This is a genomic window from Actinocorallia sp. A-T 12471, from assembly GCF_033875155.1.
Taxonomy (GTDB): Bacteria; Actinomycetota; Actinomycetes; order Streptosporangiales; family Streptosporangiaceae; genus Actinocorallia.
On sequence record NZ_JAWZTE010000026.1, the window covers coordinates 1 to 20,316 of the forward strand.

The 20,316-nt window shown below is 71.5% G+C and carries 19 protein-coding genes; 10 read left to right on the top strand and 9 right to left on the bottom strand.

All coding sequences use genetic code 11. The annotated features are described in order from the left end of the window. Window positions 1–129: 129 nt before the first annotated feature. Together R9X44_RS35465 and R9X44_RS35470 are read right to left on the bottom strand one after the other, a co-directional pair. On the bottom strand, window positions 130–318 hold the full coding sequence (locus R9X44_RS35465; protein WP_319818777.1) for a ferredoxin: 189 nt from the start codon (window positions 316–318) through the stop codon (window positions 130–132). Window positions 319–351: 33 nt separating this feature from the next. After that, on the bottom strand, window positions 352–1,158 hold the full coding sequence (locus R9X44_RS35470; RefSeq protein WP_319818778.1) for an SDR family NAD(P)-dependent oxidoreductase: 807 nt from the start codon (window positions 1,156–1,158) through the stop codon (window positions 352–354). Window positions 1,159–1,339: 181 nt separating this feature from the next. Between R9X44_RS35470 and R9X44_RS35475 the strand changes: the two genes are divergently transcribed. Continuing rightward, the gene (locus tag R9X44_RS35475; protein WP_319818779.1) at window positions 1,340–3,046 is read left to right on the top strand and encodes an N-acyl-D-amino-acid deacylase family protein; all 1,707 of its coding nucleotides are present in this window, start codon (window positions 1,340–1,342) and stop codon (window positions 3,044–3,046) included. 367 nt (window positions 3,047–3,413) lie between these two features. Here the strand turns inward: R9X44_RS35475 and R9X44_RS35480 are convergent, their stop codons facing one another. Next, on the bottom strand, window positions 3,414–3,545 hold the full coding sequence (locus R9X44_RS35480; RefSeq protein ID WP_319818780.1) for a hypothetical protein: 132 nt from the start codon (window positions 3,543–3,545) through the stop codon (window positions 3,414–3,416). A 291-nt stretch (window positions 3,546–3,836) separates the two neighbouring features. Continuing rightward, window positions 3,837–4,721 (bottom strand): alpha/beta hydrolase, encoded by an 885-nt coding sequence (locus R9X44_RS35485; protein WP_319818781.1) that lies wholly within the window; start codon window positions 4,719–4,721, stop codon window positions 3,837–3,839. A gap of 86 nt (window positions 4,722–4,807) precedes the next feature. Between R9X44_RS35485 and R9X44_RS35490 the strand changes: the two genes are divergently transcribed. Continuing rightward, the gene (locus R9X44_RS35490; RefSeq protein ID WP_319818782.1) at window positions 4,808–5,992 is read left to right on the top strand and encodes a thiolase family protein; all 1,185 of its coding nucleotides are present in this window, start codon (window positions 4,808–4,810) and stop codon (window positions 5,990–5,992) included. Window positions 5,993–6,051: 59 nt separating this feature from the next. On the opposite strand, the gene R9X44_RS35495 is transcribed toward R9X44_RS35490, so the two are convergent. The 4 genes from R9X44_RS35495 to R9X44_RS35510 form a co-directional block, all read right to left on the bottom strand. Continuing rightward, complete coding sequence (locus R9X44_RS35495) at window positions 6,052–6,792, bottom strand: helix-turn-helix domain-containing protein (RefSeq protein ID WP_319818783.1); 741 nt, start codon at window positions 6,790–6,792, stop codon at window positions 6,052–6,054. 281 nt (window positions 6,793–7,073) lie between these two features. Next, window positions 7,074–8,462 carry a cytochrome P450 gene (locus R9X44_RS35500; protein WP_319818784.1) on the bottom strand — a complete coding sequence of 463 codons (1,389 nt, stop codon included), beginning with the start codon at window positions 8,460–8,462 and terminating at the stop codon, window positions 7,074–7,076. After that, window positions 8,459–8,659 (bottom strand): ferredoxin, encoded by a 201-nt coding sequence (locus R9X44_RS35505; protein ID WP_319818785.1) that lies wholly within the window; start codon window positions 8,657–8,659, stop codon window positions 8,459–8,461. The genes R9X44_RS35500 and R9X44_RS35505 overlap by 4 nt, the downstream gene beginning before the upstream one ends. Before the next feature lie 48 nt (window positions 8,660–8,707). Continuing rightward, on the bottom strand, window positions 8,708–9,568 hold the full coding sequence (locus tag R9X44_RS35510) for a mycofactocin-coupled SDR family oxidoreductase (protein ID WP_319818786.1): 861 nt from the start codon (window positions 9,566–9,568) through the stop codon (window positions 8,708–8,710). A gap of 191 nt (window positions 9,569–9,759) precedes the next feature. Here R9X44_RS35510 and R9X44_RS35515 point away from each other — a divergent pair, with 191 nt between their 5' ends. After that, the gene (locus tag R9X44_RS35515) at window positions 9,760–11,214 is read left to right on the top strand and encodes an aldehyde dehydrogenase family protein (protein WP_319818787.1); all 1,455 of its coding nucleotides are present in this window, start codon (window positions 9,760–9,762) and stop codon (window positions 11,212–11,214) included. Next, the gene (locus R9X44_RS35520; protein ID WP_319818788.1) at window positions 11,211–12,419 is read left to right on the top strand and encodes a CoA transferase; all 1,209 of its coding nucleotides are present in this window, start codon (window positions 11,211–11,213) and stop codon (window positions 12,417–12,419) included. The genes R9X44_RS35515 and R9X44_RS35520 overlap by 4 nt, the downstream gene beginning before the upstream one ends. Before the next feature lie 50 nt (window positions 12,420–12,469). On the opposite strand, the gene R9X44_RS35525 is transcribed toward R9X44_RS35520, so the two are convergent. Next, window positions 12,470–13,183, bottom strand: coding sequence for an alpha/beta hydrolase (locus R9X44_RS35525; RefSeq protein WP_319818789.1), 714 nt, complete (start codon window positions 13,181–13,183; stop codon window positions 12,470–12,472). Between the two features lie 88 nt (window positions 13,184–13,271). Here R9X44_RS35525 and R9X44_RS35530 point away from each other — a divergent pair, with 88 nt between their 5' ends. The 6 genes from R9X44_RS35530 to R9X44_RS35555 form a co-directional block, all read left to right on the top strand. Further along, the gene (locus tag R9X44_RS35530) at window positions 13,272–14,450 is read left to right on the top strand and encodes an amidohydrolase family protein (RefSeq protein ID WP_319818790.1); all 1,179 of its coding nucleotides are present in this window, start codon (window positions 13,272–13,274) and stop codon (window positions 14,448–14,450) included. Then, window positions 14,447–15,910 carry a FadD3 family acyl-CoA ligase gene (locus tag R9X44_RS35535; protein WP_319818791.1) on the top strand — a complete coding sequence of 488 codons (1,464 nt, stop codon included), beginning with the start codon at window positions 14,447–14,449 and terminating at the stop codon, window positions 15,908–15,910. The genes R9X44_RS35530 and R9X44_RS35535 overlap by 4 nt, the downstream gene beginning before the upstream one ends. 70 nt (window positions 15,911–15,980) lie before the next feature. Then, window positions 15,981–16,970: an acyl-CoA dehydrogenase family protein gene (locus R9X44_RS35540; RefSeq protein WP_319818792.1), complete on the top strand. Its 990-nt coding sequence runs from the start codon at window positions 15,981–15,983 to the stop codon at window positions 16,968–16,970. After that, the gene (locus R9X44_RS35545) at window positions 16,961–18,133 is read left to right on the top strand and encodes an acyl-CoA dehydrogenase family protein (RefSeq protein ID WP_319818793.1); all 1,173 of its coding nucleotides are present in this window, start codon (window positions 16,961–16,963) and stop codon (window positions 18,131–18,133) included. Before R9X44_RS35540 ends, R9X44_RS35545 begins: the two co-directional genes overlap by 10 nt. Before the next feature lie 13 nt (window positions 18,134–18,146). After that, window positions 18,147–18,932 (top strand): enoyl-CoA hydratase, encoded by a 786-nt coding sequence (locus R9X44_RS35550; RefSeq protein ID WP_319818794.1) that lies wholly within the window; start codon window positions 18,147–18,149, stop codon window positions 18,930–18,932. 286 nt (window positions 18,933–19,218) lie between these two features. Then, window positions 19,219–20,316, top strand: a 1,098-nt coding sequence (locus tag R9X44_RS35555; protein ID WP_319818795.1) for an ABC transporter substrate-binding protein, incomplete at its 3' end; no start/stop codon positions are given.

The following is a 20,316-nucleotide window of genomic DNA, read 5'->3' on the forward strand; positions in this document are numbered from 1 at the left end:
GCGGGTGCGCGGGTGCGCGGGTGCGCGGGTGCGCGGGTGCGCGGGTGCGCGGGTGCGCGGCGTTGGGGGAGCGGGGGCAGGAGGTTAGGCCCGGCGTCCCGAAGGGACGCCGGGCCTGGGGGTTTGGGGTCAGGTTAGGGTTATTGCGCGTTCGGGGCAGTTGCGTTGGGCGCGGTGGGCGGCCGGGGTGAGGTCGGTGGGGACCTCTTCGGTGAGGGGGTGGGCGTGGCCCTCGGCGTCGAGGGTGAAGACCTCGGGGGAGATCTCCCAGCAGCGGGCGTGGCCCTGGCACCGGTCGGGATCGACGACCGCCTTCATGGTTCCTCCTGCGGGTGGGTGGGTGGGGTGGGGTCAGAACGTCGCGGACAGGGACCATGGGCCCTCGGTGAAGGGGCGGCCCAGGACGTCCATGCTGTAGGCGATGCGGCCCGTGACGCTGCCGGGGTCGGTGCCGCACAGGGCGAGCGCGGCGGCGGCCATCGCGTCGTCGTCCTCGACGGGCGCGTTCGCGGGGGTGTGCGGGGAGACGACCGCGACGCCCGGCGTCATGACCAGGCCCGACGTGCCCAGCGCGTTGACGCTGACGCCGGTGCCGTGCACCTCGGCGGCGAGGCCCGTGGTGAGCCGGTCGAGCGCGGCCTTGCACATGCCGTACGGGACGCACCCGTCGGCCGCCCACTCGGGGTAGGGCGGGCCCATCGGGTGGCGGGCCTGCTTTGAGGTGATGTTGAGGATCCAGCCGCGCCCGCGCTCGATCATCCCGGGGACGGCGAGCTGGCACAGCCGGAACGGGGTGTGCACCATCATCTGGAACATGAGGGCGTAGCGGCGCGAGCGGATGTCGAGCGCGGGCCCGTAGAAGTTGACGCCCGCGTTGTTCACCAGCGTGTCCACCGGCCCGAGCGCGTCCTCGGCGCGGGCGACGACGGTCTCGACCTCGTCGGGCCTGGTCAGGTCGGCCCGCACCGCGGCGACGGTGCCGCCCTTGGCCCGGATGCCCTCCATGACCTCCTCCAACGACCCGGGCAGCGCCGATTCGCCGGCCGCCGCGGTGCGTGCGACGAGCGCGACGGCCGCTCCCTCGGCCGCGAGGCCCTCGGCGATGTACCGCCCGATGCCACGGCTCGCGCCGGTGACGATCGCGACGCGGCCCCGCATGGATCCGCCGGATGCTCCCGCTGACGTTCCCACTTGACGAACTCCCGAGAAGGGCCGGAGGCCGGGCGGAACCGGCCTGAACGGGCAAAGTGAGTGAATACTTTCTTATTCTCGCAGAGTGCGGCACGCTTGGGTAAGTGAGTACCCGCTTTTTTATCCGGCAAGCCGAGAGGGGACACCCATGCACGACATCGTCATCCGCGGCGGCGAGGTGGCCGACGGTACGGGGACGCCACCCCGCCGCGCCGACGTCGCGATCGACGGCGACCGCGTCACCGAGGTGGGCCCGGGCCTGGGCAGGGGCCGCCGCGAGATCGACGCCGACGGCGCGCTCGTCACCCCCGGCTTCATCGACGTGCACACCCACCTCGACGCCCAGCTGTTCTGGGACGCCGCCGCGACCCCGTCGTGCTACCACGGGATCACCACGGTCGTCATGGGCAACTGCGGCGTCACCTTCGCGCCCGTGCGGCCCGGCCAGGAGGGGTACCTCGCGGCGATGATGGAGTCGGTCGAGGACATCCCCGCCGACACGATCATGGCCGGGCTCGACTGGGGCTGGGAGAGCTACGGCGACTACCTCAAGGCGCTCGGCCGCCGTCCGCTGGGCGTCAACGCGGGCGGGCTCGTCGGGCACTGCGCGCTGCGGACGTACGTGATGGGGGAGCGCGCCCTGGAGGAGGCCCCGGCCACCGCCGACGACCTCGCCGCGATGGCCGCGCTCGTCGGCGAGGCCGTCGAGGCGGGCGCGCTGGGGTTCTCGACCTCGCGCACGTTCATGCACACCGTGCCCGACGGCCGTCCCGTGCCCGGCACGTACGCGCTGCCCGCCGAGCTCGCCGCGATCGCCGACGCCCTCGCCGCGCGCGGCCGCGGCACCTTCCAGGTGGTGCCGCGCATCGGCGAACGCGACGGGGCGGACCGGGCGAATTCGGTCGCGGAGATGGCGTGGATGGAGGAGGTGAGCCGCGCGTCGGGCCGTCCGCTGGCGTTCTCGATCATGCAGAGCGACCGCAGGCCAGGGCTGTGGAGCTGGGTCATGGACGCCACCGCCGCCGCGCGCTCGCGCGGCGCGGACCTGCGCCCGATGACGGCGGTGCGCGGCAGCGCGATCGTGTACGGGCTCGTCAGCAGGACGCCGTACGACGCGCTGCCTTCGTGGGCGGCGTTGATGGCGTTGCCTATCGGCGAGCGTCTTAGCGCGCTGGACGACGCGGCGTTGCGTGAGCGTCTCGTGGAGGAGGCGTCGCGGCCGGCCGACCTCAAGGGGCCGCTCGCGCCGAAGGACCCGGCGAAGATCTACCTGCTGCCGCCCGGCACCGCCGCGTACGACGTCAGCCCCGGCAACAGCCTCGCCGCCGAGGCCGCCCGCAGGGGCCTCACCCCGCCCGCCGCGTTCCTCGCCTACCTCCGCGAGACCGACGGCGTCGGCCTCCTCTACTACCCCGTCCTCAACCAGGACCTCGACGCCGTCGCCACGATGATCACCAACCCCGACGTGGTCATCGGCGTCGCCGACGCGGGCGCGCACGTCGCCCTCACCATGGACGCGGGCAACTCCACCTACTTCCTCACCCACTGGGTCCGCGACCGCGGCCTCCTCGACGTCGGCCCGGCGATCCGCAAACTCACCAAGGACGCCGCCTCCCTCTGGGGCATCCCCGACCGAGGCACCCTCACCCCCGGTTCCTACGCCGACATCAACGTCATCGACCTGGCGTCCCTAGAGCTCCACACCCCCGTCATGCTCGAGGACTTCCCCCTCAACGCCCCGCGCTTCACCCAACGAGCCCGCGGCTACCTCCACACCCTCGTCAACGGCGAACCCCTCATCAACCACGACACCCTGACCCCAGCCCTCCCCGGCCGCCTAATAACCCCCGCCTAACCCCTTTTTCCCCGCAGTCCCTTCGGGACTGCGGGGAAATATGTAGTCCCCCAAGCCCCCAAAGCCCGGGAGCCCCGTGAACCCGGGAGGTCCGTGCGCCCGGGGGTCCGCGTGCTCGGGAGGTCCGCGTGCTCGGGAGGTCCGCGTGCTCGGGAGGTCCGTGGGCCCGGGAGGTTCGCGTGCTCGGGACGTCCGTGGGCCCGGGAGGTTCGCGTGCTCGGGAGGTCCGCGCGCCCGGGAGGTCCGCGCGCCCGGGACGTCCGTGGGCCCGGGAGGTTCGCGCGCCTGGGAGGTTCGCGTGCTCGGGACGTGTGTCGGGAGGTCCGTGCGCTTGGGAAGTTCGTCTGCCCGGGAGGTCCGGGTGGGGTTAGGGGGCGCGGGTGCCCCAGGTGGGGTCGGGGAGGTCGAAGACGACGGGGTCGGCGATGTTCGGGTGGTCGATGAGGGCGGCCGCGACCTCGGCGGGGAACGCGTTCGGGTGGTAGGTCGGGGCGAACACGAGGATTGTGTGGGGCTGTGCAAGCTCACGCCACATTCGCGTCGACGGCGTCGCGAACACCGGGTCGCGGTGGGCGGGCCGGTCGGACCGCTACGGCAGATGCCGTGCGTGTGTGGGGACAGCGCGTCGGGCGGGTTTGGAGCCGAGCGCCCCGCACGGCGTCCCTGATCCACGGCAGGGACTTCTGATCGAGGTGGACGTGTGCTCGGTGCCGTCGCCCCCGCATGTCGTAGGACGGGTCGCTGTCGTATGACTTGGTCAGTGCGCGAAGATGCGGCGGGTTGTTCTTCGTCAGGCTTCCTTGTAGGTGGGTAGGGCGGATGTTGCCCACTTGTGGAGGGTGGGGGTGAGGAGGGGCCAGCGGATGAAGAGGCCGGGGGCTGTGCCTGAGGTGCGGGCGGACTGGCGTTCGGGCCATTCGGCGTCGCCCCAGGGTGGCTCGGCGAGTTGGGCGGCGGGTAGGAGGCGTGCGAGTATTTCGGAGGTTTCGCGCCGGTGGTGGATGTCGGCGGTTCCGCTGCGCAGGACGAGGGCGGGGATGTCGAGTGTGCTGGCGCGGTCGGTCGTCAGGCCGGGGACCGGCTCGTTGGGATTCGGGCAGTAGACCGTGAGCCATCGTTCGAGCACCGCGATGAACTCGGCGGGGTGCTGCGCGAGGAAGCGGTCGCGGTTGCCCGGGTTGCGCGCGATCACCTCGGCCCATGCGGGAAGGTCGGCGACGGCGGCCATGCCGCCCTCCCATGCGGCCCTGATGGACTCGCCGCAGTAGTGCATCCCGACCGAAAGCAGCCCGTACACGCCGCCGCTGATCCACCACAGCGCGAGCGCCGACGCGACGTCCGGGTGTCGTGACGCGGCGAGCAGCGACACCCGCGAACCTCCCGAGCCGCCCGCGATGACGGCGGGCGCGAGCCCGAGCTGACGCAGCAGCCCCGCGAGCACGTCGGCCTGCATCGCCGACTCGGACTCGCCGGTGAAGCACACGTCCGACTCACCGGTGTTCGGCCGGTCCCAGACCAGGACCCGGTTACCGCGTTCGGCGAGCGTGCGGGCGGTCTCGCGGAGTCCCGGGGTGTCCCGCGCGTCGCGGCCCCCGGGGGTGAGCACCCAGGGCCGTCCCCGCTCGCCGATCACCTCGTAGCCGACCGTCAGTCCGTTGACCCTTGCTGTCGCCATGCCCCGAAGTTACTATCCGAGCAGTCATAAGAGAATACTCACTTACTTAATCAACCCCGCCACGGCGGTGAGACGAGGAGCGTGACATGGGCCGTGAAGCGGTGATCGTCGCGGGCGCGCGGACGGCGATCGGTACGGCGTTCCGGGGCTCCCTGGTCGACGTCGACGCCATGGACCTGGCGACCAAGGCGGTCAGCGAGGCGGTGTCCCGCTCGGGCCTCCCACCCGAGCTGTTCGACGACGTCGTCCTCGGCGAGTCCCTGTACGGCGGCGGCGCTATCGGCAGATACGCCGCGATCGAGGCGGGCCTGGTCAACGCGCCGGGACTCGCGCACAACCGGCACTGCGCGTCGGGCCTGGCGACGCTGCAGACCGCCGCCGCGTCGGTCATCGCGGGCATGGACCGGGTGGTGGTGGCGGGCGGCGTCCAGTCGTCGTCCACGATGCCGAAGGTGAGCCGGCGCGTGCCAGGCACCGACGAGTGGACCGAGGACTGGCTGGCCCCCAGCCACCGCGAGACCCCCGACGCGCCCATCCGCGACATGACCATCACCGTCGGCTGGAACACCGCGGTCAAGGCCGGGATCTCCCGCGCCGCCATGGACGCCTGGGCGGTCCGCTCGCACGAGCGCGCCGTCGCCGGGATCGACGCGGGCGCGTTCGCCGCCGAGATCGTCCCGCTCGACGTCACCCGCCGCGACGGCACGACCTTCACCTTCGCCGTTGACGAGCACCCGAGACGCACCTCGACCCTGGAGAAGCTCGCGTCACTGAAGCCGCTGCATCCGGAGATCGAGGGCTTCTCCATCACCGCGGGCAACTCCGCGGGCGTCAACGACGGGGCCGCGGCGGTCGTCGTCGCCGATAGGGCGCTCGCCGAGGCCGAAGGCCGGGAGCCCCTCGCGGTCGTGCGCGCGTGGGCGTCGGTCGGCGTCCCGCCCGCCGAGACCGGCCTCGCGCCGATCCTCGCGATCCCCAAGGCGCTCGACCGGGCGGGCCTCAGCGCCTCCGACGTCAAGCTCTGGGAGGTGAACGAGGCGTTCGCGTCGGTCGCCGTCGCCACGACGCACGCGCTGGGCCTGCCCGAGGAGTCAGTCAACGTCCTCGGCAGCGGGTGCAGCCTCGGCCACCCTGTCGCGATGACCGGCACCCGGATGGTCCTCACCCTCATCCACGAGACCCGGCGCAGGGGCGGCGGCATAGCGGTCGCCGCCATGTGCGCGGGCGGCGGCATGGCCTCCGCGCTCGTCCTCGAGGTCCCCGCACCCTAGGAACACGCAAAGAGGGCGGGACGCGGCGAGCGCGTCCCGCCCTCTCGGCGTTCACGGGGTCACTGGCGGCGGCGGGTCGGCTCAAGCTGCGGGAAGAACCCCTTGACGGTGCCCTCGCTGATCAGCGAGACGGCACGGTGCCGGTCGAAGCCCTTGCCGTGGTGGCTCTCCAGCGCCAGGACCAGGGCGATGCCCATGACGGCCCGCGCGGAGATGTCGGGGGACTCGAACGGGTAGCCGTAGCGGTCCTCGACCTCACGCCATGCCTCGGCGAGCCTGTCCATCGCGACGGTCAGGTTCTCCTGGTAGAAGCGCCGCGCCACCTGCGGGTCGCCGAACAGGACGAGGCCGAGCAGCGGAAGGATCTCCTCGAGCGTCGAGATCAGCTGCCGGTACAGGCCCGTCATCGTGCGCAACTGCCGCTCGGGGGTGAGCGGCTGTTCCCTGTCGATCGCCTCGGTCGCCGCGACGAGATCGTCCACCGCCTGCTTGAGCGGTTCCACGACGGCCTCGAAGAACAGCTGTTCCTTGCTCTCGAAGTGCCGGTAGATCACGCCCTCGCTGATGCCGCTGTGCTCGGCGATCAGCTTGATCGTCGTACCGTTCATGTCGCCGGTCTCGATGAACGCCCGACGCGCGGCGGCGAGGATCGAGCTCTTGCGCGCGGCGGCGGTGAGCCGTCTGCGCGGCCGCTTCTCCGCGACGGGCCGCGCCTCGTCCGACGGCTCCACAGGCGGTTCGACCTGCGGATCGGCTTCGGACTCGACCGCGGCTGAGGACTCGACCGGCCTGGTGCTCATGCGTGTCTCCCGGTGACCAGTCCTCCGCCGACGGGGGAGGTGAGTGGGCACATACTTACATCCTAGTACGCGTGAGGCCGCCTTGGTCCGGCAGGCGTCCCACCGATGATCTCCAGGTTACTCCGCGTACGTGCTCCGAACATAAGGCCCCGCGGACGCCGCGGGGCCGTATGGGAGAGCGGGAAAGCCGAAAAGCCCGGCCCACGCGGTGCCACCGCGTGGGCCGGGCAGGAGAGCGCCGGACGGCGCGCCACCCCATGGACACGCCGTCCGGTGTCCGGTTACTTCGCGCCGCCCTCCGGGGTGAGGGCGGCCGCCGCCTTGCGCACCGTGACGGGCTCGGCGAGCCGCTGCTCGTCACAGGCTTTCTGGAGGATCTCCAGGGTCTCGGCGAGGCCGGGTCCGAGCCGCTTGCCCGGGGTGAACGTCGCGGGCAGGAACCGCATGCCGTTGATGACCGAGATCGTCTCGTAGTGCACGGCCCCCTCGGGGTCGCAGACGTAGTCCGGCATCCGGTCGAGGACCGCGAGCAGCATCCGCTTGAAGACGGTCCGCGCGACGTTGGAGCCGATGCACCGGTGGATGCCGAGGCCGAAGCTGGCGTGCCGGTTGCCCTCGCGGCCCATGTCGATCTGGTCGGGGTCGGCGAACACCGCGGGGTCGCGGTTGGCCATCGCCCACGACAGCCAGAGGCGTTCACCCTCCTTGAACTCGACGCCGGCGACCGCGCAGTCGGCCGAGATCGTGCGCCCGTCGCCCACGGCGGGGGTGTAGTAGCGCAGGAACTCCTCGGTGGCCGAGTCGAGCAGTTCGGCGCGCTCACGGCTGAGCCGCGCGCGCTCCTCGGGGTTCTCCGACAGCCACTCGATGGCGTGCGCGGTGAGCGCGGTGGTGGTGTCGAAGCCGCCGCCGATGAGCAGGCCGAGCACGCCGCGGATCTCGTCGTCGGGCTGCTTCTCGCCGAGGACGTCGGCGTTGACCAGCGCGTTGATCAGGCCGGGCCGCGGGTTCGCGCGCACCTCGGCGAGCTGCCGCGCGATCTCCGCCTGCATCTCCATGTGCAGCCCGCCGACCCGCATGATGTCGGGCGAGGTGAGCGGCGTGTAGATGACGGCGTGCGCGGGCTCGCAGTAGATCGTCCAGTCCTTGATCGGGATGCCGAGCATCGCGAGCGTGAAGACCGCGGGGACGATGTTGGCGAGGTCCTCCACGAAGTCGATGGAGCCCGACTCGATCTTCTCGTCGATGCAGGCCCGGACGAGCTCGTCGAGCCACGGAATCCAGCGGTTGATCGCCGCGGGGGACAGGTACGGGTTCAGCGCCTGCCGGTAGTGCCGCTGCTCGGGCGGGTCCATCTCCAGGAAGCCGCCCCGGCTGTCGCGGGCGCGCGGCGGCGACGGGATCGAGATGCCCTTGTAGCCGCGCCGCTGGTTCTTCACGTCGTGGTCGTTCGACAGGTACTCGGCCGACCGCGCGGCCAGCTCGAACACCTCGCGGTTCCCGGCGGCGACCCAGTGGCCGCCGTGGGTCTCGGTCCACGCGATCGGGCACTTGGCGTGCATCTCGTGGGTGATGTCCTCGAACCGCTCGCGGTAGCCGGGCTCGTGCCTGTCGAAGTGGAACGTGACGCGCTTGCGCCCGTCGCTTCCGGTGGTCTCCTCGGCGCTCACGTGGCGTCCTCCACGGTGATGGCCTGCTCGGGGCAGGAGCGGACCGCGCTGAGCACGTTCTTCTCCTCCCCGGCGGGCACGTCGGGGCTGACCGGGGTGGAGTGGCCGTCCACGTCGTCCAGCTCGAAGATGTCGGGGGCCTTCATCGCGCACAGCGTGTGGCCCTGGCAGCGTGTCTGATCGACGCTGACCTTCACGTCACTGTCTCCTTCCGCCTGTTCCTTGGTGGTTCTTCCGGAGTCGGCCTAGACGTGGAAGTCGTGCCACTTGAGGTAGCCGCCCGCGTCGACGCGCAGCTGCATGCCGGTGACGAAGCGCGCCTCGTCGGACGCGAGGAACAGGATCGCGTTGCTGATGTCGACCGGCTCGATGTACGGGACGGGCATCGCCTGCTGGACGTAGAAGGCGCGCTCGGCGTCCTCGCGGGTCGGGTTCTCCAGGTCGGGCCGGAACGACTTGTACATCGGCTTGCTCTGCAGCATCTGGGTGTTGACGTTCGTGGGGTGCACGACGTTGGCCCGGATGGAGCGGGGCGCGAGCTGGCGGGCGAGCTCGTGGGTGTAGTCGGCCAGGATGCGCTTGGCCCACGCGTAGCCGCTGCCGCCGGGGTTGCTGCCGGGGTTCTGCACCATGCCCTGCGACATGAGCGCGGCCGCCGACGCGACGGTGATCACCGACGCGCCCTCGGCGAGGTGCGGCAGCGCGGCCTGGACGGCGTTGATCGAGCCGAGCAGGTTGACGTTGACGACGTCGCTCCACGCCTGCAGCGGCGGGTTGCCGTGCAGGGGCGCGATGCCGGCCTGGGCGACGACCACGTCGACCTTGCCGAACTCGGCGATGCCCTGCTCAAGCGCGCCGCGCACCTGGGCGGCCTCGCGGACGTCGGCCTGGACGGTGACGACGCGGCGGCCGAGCTCCTCGACAAGGCGCGCGGTCTCCTTGAGGTCGTCGGGGGTGGACATCGGGTAGTCGACTGTCTCGTAGTCCTGGCACAGGTCGACCGCGATGATGTCGGCGCCTTCCTGCGCGAGCCGGACCGCGTGGCTGCGGCCCTGGCCGCGGGCGGCACCGGTGATGAAGGCGACCTTTCCGTCAACGCGTCCCATGGGGTGGCTCCTTGTTCCGGGGGCGGAGGTGGGGCCGGGCCGGGCGTTCGCTCCCGAGATCTGAGATTTTCGTCTCGAAAGAAGCCCGATTCCGATTGGGAGAACCATACTCTCAAGAACATCGGAAAACCAGTCTTGATGAGTGCTCGCTCACTTCATTAAATGGTTGCCACTCACCACGAGGAGGACCGGTGTCATCCACGCAAAGACGGGCTAAGCTGCTCATCGACGGGCAGCTGATCGAAGCGAGAACGTCATTCTCGTCAACGAACCCCGCAACCGGCCAAGTGGTCGGCGAAGCCCCCGACGCGACGGTCGCCGAAGCCGAGGCGGCCATCGCCGCCGCGCGCCGGGCCTTCGACACGACGGACTGGGCGACCGACCCCGACCTGCGCGTCCGCTGCCTGCGCCAGCTGCACCAGGCGCTGCACGACAACAAGGAGGAACTGCGCGAACTGATCATCGCCGAGGCCGGCGCGCCCCGGATGATCACGCACGCGACCCAGCTGGAAGAGCCGATCGAGATCGTCGCGTACTACGCCGACCTGCTCGGGACGTACCCGCTCACCGAGGAGCTCGGCGTCATCGAGACGCGCGGCCGCAAGCACCGCCGCTGGGTCGAGAAGGAGGCGGCGGGCGTCGTCGCCGCGATCACCCCGTACAACTACCCGGTCCAGATCGCGCTCGCCAAGATCGCCCCCGCGCTCGCGGCGGGCTGCACCGTCGTGCTCAAGGGCGCCCCGGACACCCCCCTGGTCACCCAGGCCCTGGGCGAGCTGATCCACGCGCACACCGACATCCCGGCCGGGGTCGTCAACGTCATCTCCTCCTCCGACGCCGCCACCGGCGAGGCCCTGACCACCCACCCCGACGTGGACATGGTGACGTTCACCGGCTCGACCGCGACGGGCCGCCGCATCATGGAGGCCGCCGCCAAGACCGTCAAGCGGACGTTCCTCGAGCTCGGCGGCAAGTCCGCGATGATCGTCCTTGACGACGCCGACCTCGGCCTGTGCGCGATGGCGTCGGCGTTCATGATCTGCAGCCACGCCGGTCAGGGCTGCGCGATCACCTCACGGGTGCTCGTGCCGCGCGAGCACCACGACGCGTTCGTCGCGCAGGCGTCGACGTTCCTGCAGGGCATCAACTACGGCGACCCCAACGACCCCGGCACCTACATGGGCCCGCTCATCAGCGAGCGGCAGCGCGACAAGGTGCACGGCCTCGTCGAGCGGGCCGTCGCGGCGGGCGCGACCCTGGTCACCGGCGGCGAGAAGGTCGACCCCGGCTGGTACTACAAGCCGACCCTGCTGACCGACGTCGCGCCCGACAGCGAGATCGCGCAGGAGGAGGTCTTCGGGCCGGTCCTCGTGGTCATCGCCTACGACGGCGAGGACGAGGCGGTCCGCATCGCCAACGACTCGATCTACGGGCTGTCCGGCGCGGTGTTCGGCGCGGACAACGACAGGGCCATCGCCGTCGCCAGGCGCATCCGCAGCGGGACGCTGAGCGTCAACGGCGGCTACTACTTCGGCGGCGACGCGTCCTTCGGCGGCTACAAGCAGTCGGGCATCGGCCGGGAGGGCGGTGTTCCCGGGTTCGAGGAGTTCCTGGAGAGCAAGGTCTTCGCGGCGGTCGTCGGATGAGCCGGCCGCTGGAGGGCGTCCGGGTCCTTGAGGTGGCGATGTACGGGTTCGTCCCGTCGGCGGGCGGGGTGCTCGCCGACTGGGGCGCCGACGTCGTCAAGGTCGAGCACGCGGTGCACGGCGACCCGCAGCGCGGGCTGCGCCAGACCGGCACGATGCGCGTCGAGGGCGACCCGAACCCGAACTTCGCGCACGCCAACCGGGGCAAACGCAGCATCGGCGTTGACATGGGCAACCCGGAGGGCCGCGAGGTGCTGCACGAGCTCGCGCGCCGCTCCGACGTGTTCCTCACCAGCTTTCTGCCCGGGGCGCGCGCGAAGTTCGGCATCGACGTCGCCGACATCCGCGCGGTCAACCCGAAGATCATCTACGCCCGGGGAAGCGCGCTAGGCCCGCGCGGACAGGAGGCCGAACGCGGCGGCTACGACATGACGGCCTTCTGGGCGCGCGCCGGGACCGCCGCGAGCCTCACCCCGCCGGACGTCGAGGGCATGATCAGCCCTCCGGGACCCGCCTACGGCGACACCATCTCCGGCACGAACCTCGCCGGTGGGATCGCCGCGGCCCTGGTGAAGCTGGGCCGGACCGGCGAGCCGTCGGTGGTGGACGTGTCCCTGCTGGGCAGCGGCGTGTGGGCGCTCGGCCACGGCGTCGCCCTGTCGGCGCACCTGGGCGAGCCGATGGTCGCGCCGAAGTCCGGCGCGCACGGCTCCCCGGTGAACCCGTTGACGGGCCTGTACCGCACGGCCGACGGCCGCTACCTGTCGCTGGTGATGCTCCAGGCCGCGAAGTTCTGGGCCGACGTGTGCCGCCACATCGACCGTCCCGACCTCATCGACGACCCGCGCTTCGCGACGGGCGCGGACATCGCGGCCAACACCGGCCAGGCCGTGGAGATCCTGCGCGAGGTCGTCGCGACGAGGACGCTCGCGGAGTGGTCCGAGCGGTTCGCGACGCTCTCCGGCCCGTGGGCCCCCGTCCAGGACTCGCTCCAGGTCGTCTCCGACGGCCAGGTGACCGCGAACGACTACCTCGTGGACACCGGGGAGCTGAAGCTGGCGGCGAGCCCCGTCCAGTTCGACGTGGCGAGCCCCGCTTCGGGTCCCGCGCCGGAGTTCGCGGCGCAGACCGACGAGGTGCTGCTGGAACTCGGCCTCAGCTGGGAGCGCCTGATCGAGCTGAAGACGGCGGGTGCCGTCACATGAGCGCGCGGGGCGCGGACCGGCGGGCCGACGCCGTCCGCGCCGCCGCGCGCTCAGGCACGCCGCGCGCCCCAGGCGGTGAGGAACGCCGCGGCGGAAGGGGCGAGGCCCGCGTGCAGCGCCTCGGCCCCGGCCCTGACGCGCAGATGCACGTCGACGCCGGAGCGCGCGGCCCGGCCCGCGAAGCGGATCGAGTCGTCCAGCAGCGGGTCGGTGCCCGCGGTCTGGAGCTGCACCGGAGGCAGCCCGTGGAGGTTGCCGAGCAGGGGGCTCAGCAGCGGGTCGCCCAGCGGGGTCCCCGCCGCGTAGGCGAGCGCGCGGGCGCGCAGGTCCGCGAGGTCGAACGCGGCGTCGGTCGCGGCGTTGAGCAGCAGGCTCTGCGCGTCGAGGCGCAGGTCGAGCAGGGCGGTCAGCAGCACCGCGCAGGACGGGCCCGGCGCGCCCTCGTCGCGCAGCGCGAGCAGCAGCGCGGCGGCGAGGCCCGCCCCCTCAAGCCGTCCCGCGAGTGCGACGGGTCCGCGCGTCCGGCAGTGCTCGAACGCGGCGCGCGCGTCGTGCAGCGCCTCGGGGAAATGCGGCCGGTACCCGGCGCAGAACACCTCGGCCCCGGTGCGCGCCGCGAGGTCCTCGGCGAACGCGAGCCCGGGTTCCGGCGCGCCGGCCAGGCTCCGGTCGCCGTGCAGGTACAGGACGACGGCGTCGGCGCGCTCGCGCGGCAGGACCGTCAGCCCGAGTCCGTGCGCGCGCACGGAGGACTCTCCCGACATATCTCATTCTCCAGAACTGGATATGTTGTTCTCGTTCATGAGAACATCATATCCAAAATGACCGTCCCACCCGGTAGAGGAGCACCCCATGCCTTCGCGTGAACTGCCGTATCCGCTGTTCGACGCCGACAACCACCTGTACGAGACCGAGGAGGCGCTGACCAAGTACCTGCCGGAGAAGTACAAGGGCACGATCAAGTACGTGCAGGTGGACGGCAGGACGAAGATCGCCGTCCGCGGCCACATCAGCGAGTACATCCCGAACCCGACCTTCGAGGTCGTGGCGCGGCCCGGCGCGATGGAGGACTACTTCCGCGTCGGCAACCCCGAGGGCAAGAGCCGCAGGGAGATCTTCGGCAAGCCGATGAAGTCGATCCCCGCGTTCCGCGAGCCCGCGCCGCGCCTCGAGCTGATGGACGAGCTGGGCATCTCCCAGACCCTGATGTTCCCGACGCTGGCGAGCCTCATCGAGGAGCGCATGCGCGACGACCCCGACATGATCCACGCGGTCATCCACGCGCTCAACGAGTGGCTGCTGGAGACCTGGTCGTTCAACTACAAGGACCGCATCTTCACCACCCCCGTCATCAGCCTCCCGATCGTCGAGAAGGCCATCGAGGAGCTTGACTGGGCGGTCGCGAACGGCGCGCGCGCGATCCTCGTCCGCCCGGCCCCGGTGCCCGGCTACCGGCACTCGCGCTCGTTCGGCCTGCCGGAGTTCGACCCGTTCTGGGAGCGGGTCGTCCACCACGGCGTGCTCGTCGCGCTGCACTCGTCGGACTCCGGCTACAGCCGGTACGTCGCCGACTGGCAGGGCGTCGACCAGGAGATGCTGCCGTTCGTGCCGAACGCGTTCCGGCAGGTCTTCGAGTGGCGGCCCATCCAGGACGCCGTCGCGGCGCTCGCCTGCCACGGCGCGCTGTCCCGCCACCCCGACCTGAAGATCGCCGTCATCGAGAACGGCTCGGTGTGGGTCGGCCCGCTGCTCGACCAGCTCGCCAGCATCTACAAGAAGATGCCCGACGCGTTCAGCGAGGACCCCGTCGTCGCGGTGAAGCGCTGCATCCACATCTCCCCGTTCTGGGAGGACGACATGGGCAAGCTCGCCGAGCTCATCGGCGTCGAGCGCGTCCTGTTCGGCTCGGACTACCCGCACCCCGAGGGCCTCGCCGACCCGATCACCTACGTGGACGAGCTCGCCGGCCTCAGCGAGGAGCACAAGGCCCTCATCATGGGCGGCAACCTGGCGAGGCTGATCTCGGCGTGACCCCCGCCACCATTCCCGAGATGGTGCTCGCCGCCGCTGACCGCTTCGGTGACGCCGAAGCGGTCGTGGACGGCCCCACGCGGCTCGGCTTCGGCGATCTGGCGACCCGGGTCCGTGTGGCCGCGGGCGCGTTCGCGTCCGCGGGGGTGGGCAGGGGCGACCGGGTGGCGATCTGGGCGCCGAACTCCGTCGAGTGGATCGTCGCGGCCTTCGGGCTGCTGACGGCCGGCGGGGTGCTGGTCCCGGTGAACACACGGTTCAGGGCCGAGGAGGCCGCCGACGTCGTCGTCCGGGGCGGGGCGCGGCTGCTGCTCGTGCGGGGCGGCTTCCTCGGCAGGGACTACCCGGCCCCGCCCGGCGTCCGGGTCGTTGACCTCGGGTCGGGGTTCCTCGATGACGGACGGCCGTTCGAGCGCGCGGTGCGCCCGGACGACGTCGCCGACATCGTCTTCACCTCCGGCACGACCGGGCGGCCGAAGGGCGTCCTCATGGACCACGCCCAGACGCTGCGCAAGTACGGCTCGTGGGGCGACCTCGTCGGCCTGCGCGAGGGAGACAGGTACCTGGTCGTCAGCCCGTTCTTCCACACCTTCGGGTACAAGGCGGGCTGCGTCGCGTCACTGCTCAAGGGCTGCACGATCCTGCCCGTGCCGGTCTTCGACGTGGACCGGGTGCTCGAACTCGTGGAGACCGAGCGGGTCACCGTGCTGCCCGGCCCTCCGGCCGTCTACCACGGGCTGCTCGCCGCACCCGGAGACCGGACCACGCGCGGCGGCCGCGACGTGTCGTCGCTGCGGGTCGCGGCGACCGGCGCGGCCGACATCCCGGCCGACCTCGTCCGCAGGATGCGCGCCGACCTGCCGTTCACCTCGATCACCACCGCCTACGGGCTCACCGAGGCCGGGACGGTCACCGCGTCACGGCCCGGCGACGCGTTCGAGGACGTCGCAGGGACCGTCGGCGCCCCGTGCGACGGGATGGAGGTCCGGCTGGCCGCCGACGGCGAGATCCTCGTGCGCGGCTACTCGGTGATGCGCGGCTACCTTGACGACCCCGCGGCGACCGCCGAGGCGATCGGCCCCGACGGCTGGCTGCGCACCGGCGACCTCGGCGCGTTCGACGCCGCGGGACGCCTGCTCGTCAAGGGCCGCAAGAAGGACATGTTCCTCGTCGGCGGCTTCAACGCCTACCCGGCCGAGATCGAGGGGTTCCTGATGGAACACCCCGCGGTCGCCGAGGCCGCCGTCGTCGGGGTGCCGGACGCGCGGCTCGGGCAGGTCGGCGTGGCGTTCGTGGTGGCGCGCGCGCCCGTCACCGTCGCGGGGCTCCTGGCGTGGAGCCGCGAGCGGATGGCCGGATACAAGGTGCCGCGCGACGTCGTCTTCCTGCCCGAACTGCCGCGCAACGCGGCGGGCAAGGTCACCAAGGACGTCCTGCGCGACGCGGCGCGGCCCGCCTGACAGACCAACGTTAAGGAGAGAGCGTGAAGCGCACAGTGCCCTTCCGGGCCGGGACACGGCGGGTGCCGTCGTGAACTTCGAGTTCGACGAGGACCAGCGGTTCTGGCAGGCGACCGTCCGCGAGGCCGTCGCCAAGGAGTGCCCGCCGTCGCTGGTGCGGAGTGTGGTGGACGGCGGGGTCGATCCCGCGCCCGTCTGGGCGGCCTACGTCAGGCACGGGTGGACCGAGCTGGGTGAGCGCGGTGAGACCGTCGAGCTGGCGATCCTGCTCGAGGAGCTGGGCCGCGCGGTCGACCCGACGCCGTACCTGGCGACGATGACGCAGTTCGTCCCGTTCTTCCCCGACACCGCGCCAGGACGGTCAGGGACCGCGGCGTTCGAGGGGGTCGGCGCGGTCCCGGACGGCGACGGCTGGCTGCTCAGCGGCACGGCCCGGCACGTCCTCGACGGCGACCGCGCCGAACGGTTCGCCGTCGTCACCGGCGCGGGGGTCTTCGCCGTCCCCGCCGACCGGGTGACCGTCGTGCCGACGCCGGTCTTCGATCCGCTGCTGCACGTCGCCGAGGTCACCTTCGACGGCGTGCGCGTCACCGAGGCCGAGCGCGGCTCGGTGGGCGCGGACGAGGTCAGGCCGCTCGCCGTCACCGGGATCGCGCTGACCATGGTCGGGGCCTGCCAACGCGTCCTCGACCTCGTGCTCGACCACGTGAAGACGAGGCAGCAGTTCGGCGTCCCGGTCGGCTCGTTCCAGGCCGTCAAGCACAAGGCGGCCGACATGCACGTCGCGATCGAGCGCGCCAGGGCACTGGCCTACTACGCGGCGCTCGTCATCGCGGCGGACGGCGACCGTCCCGGCTACGCGGCCTCGATGGCCAAGGCCGCGGCGGGGGAGTGCCAGGGGCTCGTGTTCCGGCACGGCTTCCAGCTGTTCGGGGCCATGGGCTACACGTGGGAGAACGACCTCCAGTTCGCGCTCAAGCGCGCCAAGTCCGGCGAGCTGCTGCTCGGCGGCGCGGCCGAGCACCGGGCGCTCATCGTTGAGGAGTACCTGTGCGGCTGACATTCGACGCGGGAGTCGAGGCGTTCCGCGCCGAGTTCGCGGCGTTCCTCGACGCGCACGCGCCCACCGAGGCCGAGGCCGCCGAGCGGTCGCGGTCGAGCGCGCACGTGCCGGAGTGGGCGCGGCGCTGGCAGCGGCTGCTGTTCGACGAGGGCTGGCTGCTGCCCGGCAACCCGCCCGAGTTCGGCGGCCGCAACGCCGGGATCATCGAGCAGTACGTGCACCTCGAGGAGCTGGCCAGACGGCGGATGTACCACAGCTTCAACCCGCAGGGCCTGGGGATCGTGGCGGCGTCGCTGCTGTCGTTCGGGTCGGCGGAGCAGAAGCGGCGCTGGGCAGTGCCGATCCTGCGCGCGGAGATCACGGCGGCGTTGGGGATGAGCGAGCCGGGCGCGGGTTCTGACCTCGCGGGGTTGCGGACCCGCGCGGTCCTGGACGGTGACGAGTTCGTGGTGAACGGCCAGAAGGTGTGGACGTCCGGCGCGCACGACGCCGACGTCATCCTCGCCTTCGTCCGCACCGATCCGGACGCGCCCAAGCACAAGGGCATCAGCGTGCTGCTGATCCCGACCGATCTCGAAGGCGTCGCGCGGCGTCCGTTCGGCTCGATCGCGGGCCGTGACGACCTCGACTTCAACGAGGTCTTCTTCACCGACGTCCGGGTGCCCAAGGAGAACTTGGTCGGCCCCCTGAACGACGGCTGGCGGGTCGCCAACGGCTCGCTCGGCCACGAGCGGAACCTCCTGTGGCTGAGCTTCGCCGCCCGCCTGGAGGAGGAGATCCGCGACTTCACCCCCGAGACCCCCCTCGACCGCGACTGGTACGCGACCCTCCTCATGGACGCCCAGGCGCTGCGCCTCATGGGCTCCGCCGCCCTCGCCAGGGCCGCGCGCGGAGAGCGTGACGTGGCCGGGCTGTCGGTGCTGAAGGTGTTCGGTTCCGAGGCCGCCCAGAAGGCCCTGGAACGCATCCTCGACGCCCAGGGCGTCGCGGGCCTGTACCCGACCCCGACCGCGCCGCACGCCCCGCTGCACCTCGACGTGTTCACCGCGGGCTGGTTCGAGCGCTACGCGCGCAGCTTCGGCGGCACGATCGCGGGCGGCACGTCGGAGATCCAGCGGACGATCATCGCCGAGCGGGTGCTCGGCCTCCCCCGAGCCTGAGGAGCCCCCCAACATGCCCTACATCGACTACGCGTCCGCCGACAAGATCGCCACGATCACCCTGAACCGGCCGGAAGCGGCGAACGCCCAGAACATGCAGTTCCTGGACGAACTCGACGCCGCCTTCACCCAGGCCGCGTCCGACGAGGACGTCACCGTCATCATCCTGCGCGCCGAAGGCAAGCACTTTTCAGCGGGCCACGACCTCCGCAGCGGCACACCGGCCCCCGAGAAGATCACCCTCGACTGGATCTACGCCGCAGAGGCCCGCCGCTACCTCGAATACTCGCTGCGCTGGCGGAACATCCCCAAGCCGACGATCGCGGCGGTCCAGGGCCGCTGTATCGCGGGCGGCCTGCTGCTGTGCTGGCCGTGCGACCTCATCATCGCCGCCGACGACGCCCTGTTCTCCGACCCCGTCGTGACGATGGGCATCGGGGGAGTGGAGTACCACGGGCACACCTGGGAGCTTGGCGCGCGCAAGGCCAAGGAGATCCTGTTCACCGGCCGCCCCCTTACCGCCGACGAGGCGGCGAAGGTCGGCATGGTCACCCGCGTGGTCCCCCGCGCCGACCTCGACGCCGAGACCCGCGCGCTCGCCGCCCAGATCGCCGAGATGCCCCCGTTCGGCCTCCGCCAGGCCAAGCGGGCGGTCAACCAGACCCTCGATGTCCAGGGCTTCTACGCCGCGATCCAGTCGGTGTTCGACGTGCACCAGACCGGCCACGGCAACGCGCTGTCCGTCAGCGGCTACCCGATCCTCGTCCGCCTCGAGGAGATGAAGACCAAGATCAAGTGAGGACGGCCCGTCGGGCCGGGTCGGCGGCGTGCGGACCACGGCGACCCGGCTTCGGCGGGCGGTGAGAGGCGGACGGGGCAGGGCACGAGGAGCGGTGCCGCGCCCCGTCCGCCGCATGCCCTTTTTGGGCTTTGACCTGCGAAGACGTCGCGAGGTGACGTGCTGAAACTGCAAGCTTCCGAGTCTTGACGCGGGTTCCCCGGGCCCGCCATCTTGTGGTGAGTGAGCGTTCGCATAGTTAGCGCGGACGCCGATTCGGGGGCCACATTCTTCGAGGAGCAACCCCGTGAGACACCACAGAGCACTGGCGGCACTCGCCGCCCTCGTCCTCGTCGTGAGCGGCTGCGGCCGCGACGGCTCAGGCGGCACGGAGGACACCCCGCCGCCCGCGTCGGCCGGCGCGGCGGACTTCGGCACGCTCAAGGGCCTGTGCGGCCCCGGCGACGCCAAGTCCGCCTCCGCCCAGGGCGTCACCGCCGACGAGATCCAGGTCGGGACCTTCACCGACCAGGGCTTCGACAAGCGGCCCGACTACCCCGACGCCGCCAAGGTCTTCACCTCGTGGTGCAACGCCGCGGGCGGCGTCAACGGCCGCAAGCTTGTCTCGCAGACCCGTGACTCCAAGCTCACCGAGGTCCGCCAGCGCATGCTGGAAGCCTGCCGCGAGGACTTCTTCCTCGTCGGCGGCGCGTCCGCGCTCGACGGCCTCGGCGTCAAGGACCGGCTGACCTGCGTCCTCCCGGCGTTCCCCGCGACCACCACCCAGGTCGAGAACACCGGCTCCGACCTCCAGGTCTCCCCGTGGGGCGGCGCGTCCTACAGCCGCTACGCCGGGTACTTCACCTGGCTGCTCAAGGAGGCGTACCCCGACTCCGCGGGCGCGGTCGGCAGCATCGTCGGCGACTCGCCGGTGACCAAGGTGCTGGTCGAGCAGGTCAAGGAGACCGTCGAGTGGGCGGGCGGCAAGTTCGCCTACAGCGACACCTACCCGCCGGCGGGCATCGCCGACTGGACGCCCTACGCGCAGGCCATCAAGAGCAAGAACATCAAGGGCCTCGTCTTCTACGGCAACTTCACCGACCTGGTGAAGCTCGAGCTCGCGCTGACGAACCTCGACTACAAGCTCGACTGGATCGACGCCAACGCCTACTCCTACGGCCCGGCGTTCCTCCAGCTCGGCGGCAAGGCCATCGGCTTCCAGAACAACCTCGCCGACCTCGGCGGCGTCCACCCGCTGGAGAGCGCGTCGAGCAGCCCCGCCACCCAGCAGCTCATCGACCTGTTCGCGCAGTACGCGCCGGGCCAGCCGGTGTCGCTCGGCGCGGTCCGCGCGTTCGCCGCGTTCGTCCTGTTCGCCAAGGCCGCCTCGTCCTGCGGCGACGAC

Coding starts and splice junctions, on each gene's coding strand:
- R9X44_RS35465 (WP_319818777.1), bottom strand. CDS start 318: ATGAAGGCGGTCGTCGATCCCGACCGGTGCCAGGGCCACGCCCGCTGC.
- R9X44_RS35470 (WP_319818778.1), bottom strand. CDS start 1,158: ATGCGGGGCCGCGTCGCGATCGTCACCGGCGCGAGCCGTGGCATCGGG.
- R9X44_RS35475 (WP_319818779.1), top strand. CDS start 1,340: ATGCACGACATCGTCATCCGCGGCGGCGAGGTGGCCGACGGTACGGGG.
- R9X44_RS35485 (WP_319818781.1), bottom strand. CDS start 4,721: ATGGCGACAGCAAGGGTCAACGGACTGACGGTCGGCTACGAGGTGATC.
- R9X44_RS35490 (WP_319818782.1), top strand. CDS start 4,808: ATGGGCCGTGAAGCGGTGATCGTCGCGGGCGCGCGGACGGCGATCGGT.
- R9X44_RS35495 (WP_319818783.1), bottom strand. CDS start 6,792: ATGAGCACCAGGCCGGTCGAGTCCTCAGCCGCGGTCGAGTCCGAAGCC.
- R9X44_RS35510 (WP_319818786.1), bottom strand. CDS start 9,568: ATGGGACGCGTTGACGGAAAGGTCGCCTTCATCACCGGTGCCGCCCGC.
- R9X44_RS35520 (WP_319818788.1), top strand. CDS start 11,211: ATGAGCCGGCCGCTGGAGGGCGTCCGGGTCCTTGAGGTGGCGATGTAC.
- R9X44_RS35525 (WP_319818789.1), bottom strand. CDS start 13,183: ATGTCGGGAGAGTCCTCCGTGCGCGCGCACGGACTCGGGCTGACGGTC.
- R9X44_RS35530 (WP_319818790.1), top strand. CDS start 13,272: ATGCCTTCGCGTGAACTGCCGTATCCGCTGTTCGACGCCGACAACCAC.
- R9X44_RS35550 (WP_319818794.1), top strand. CDS start 18,147: ATGCCCTACATCGACTACGCGTCCGCCGACAAGATCGCCACGATCACC.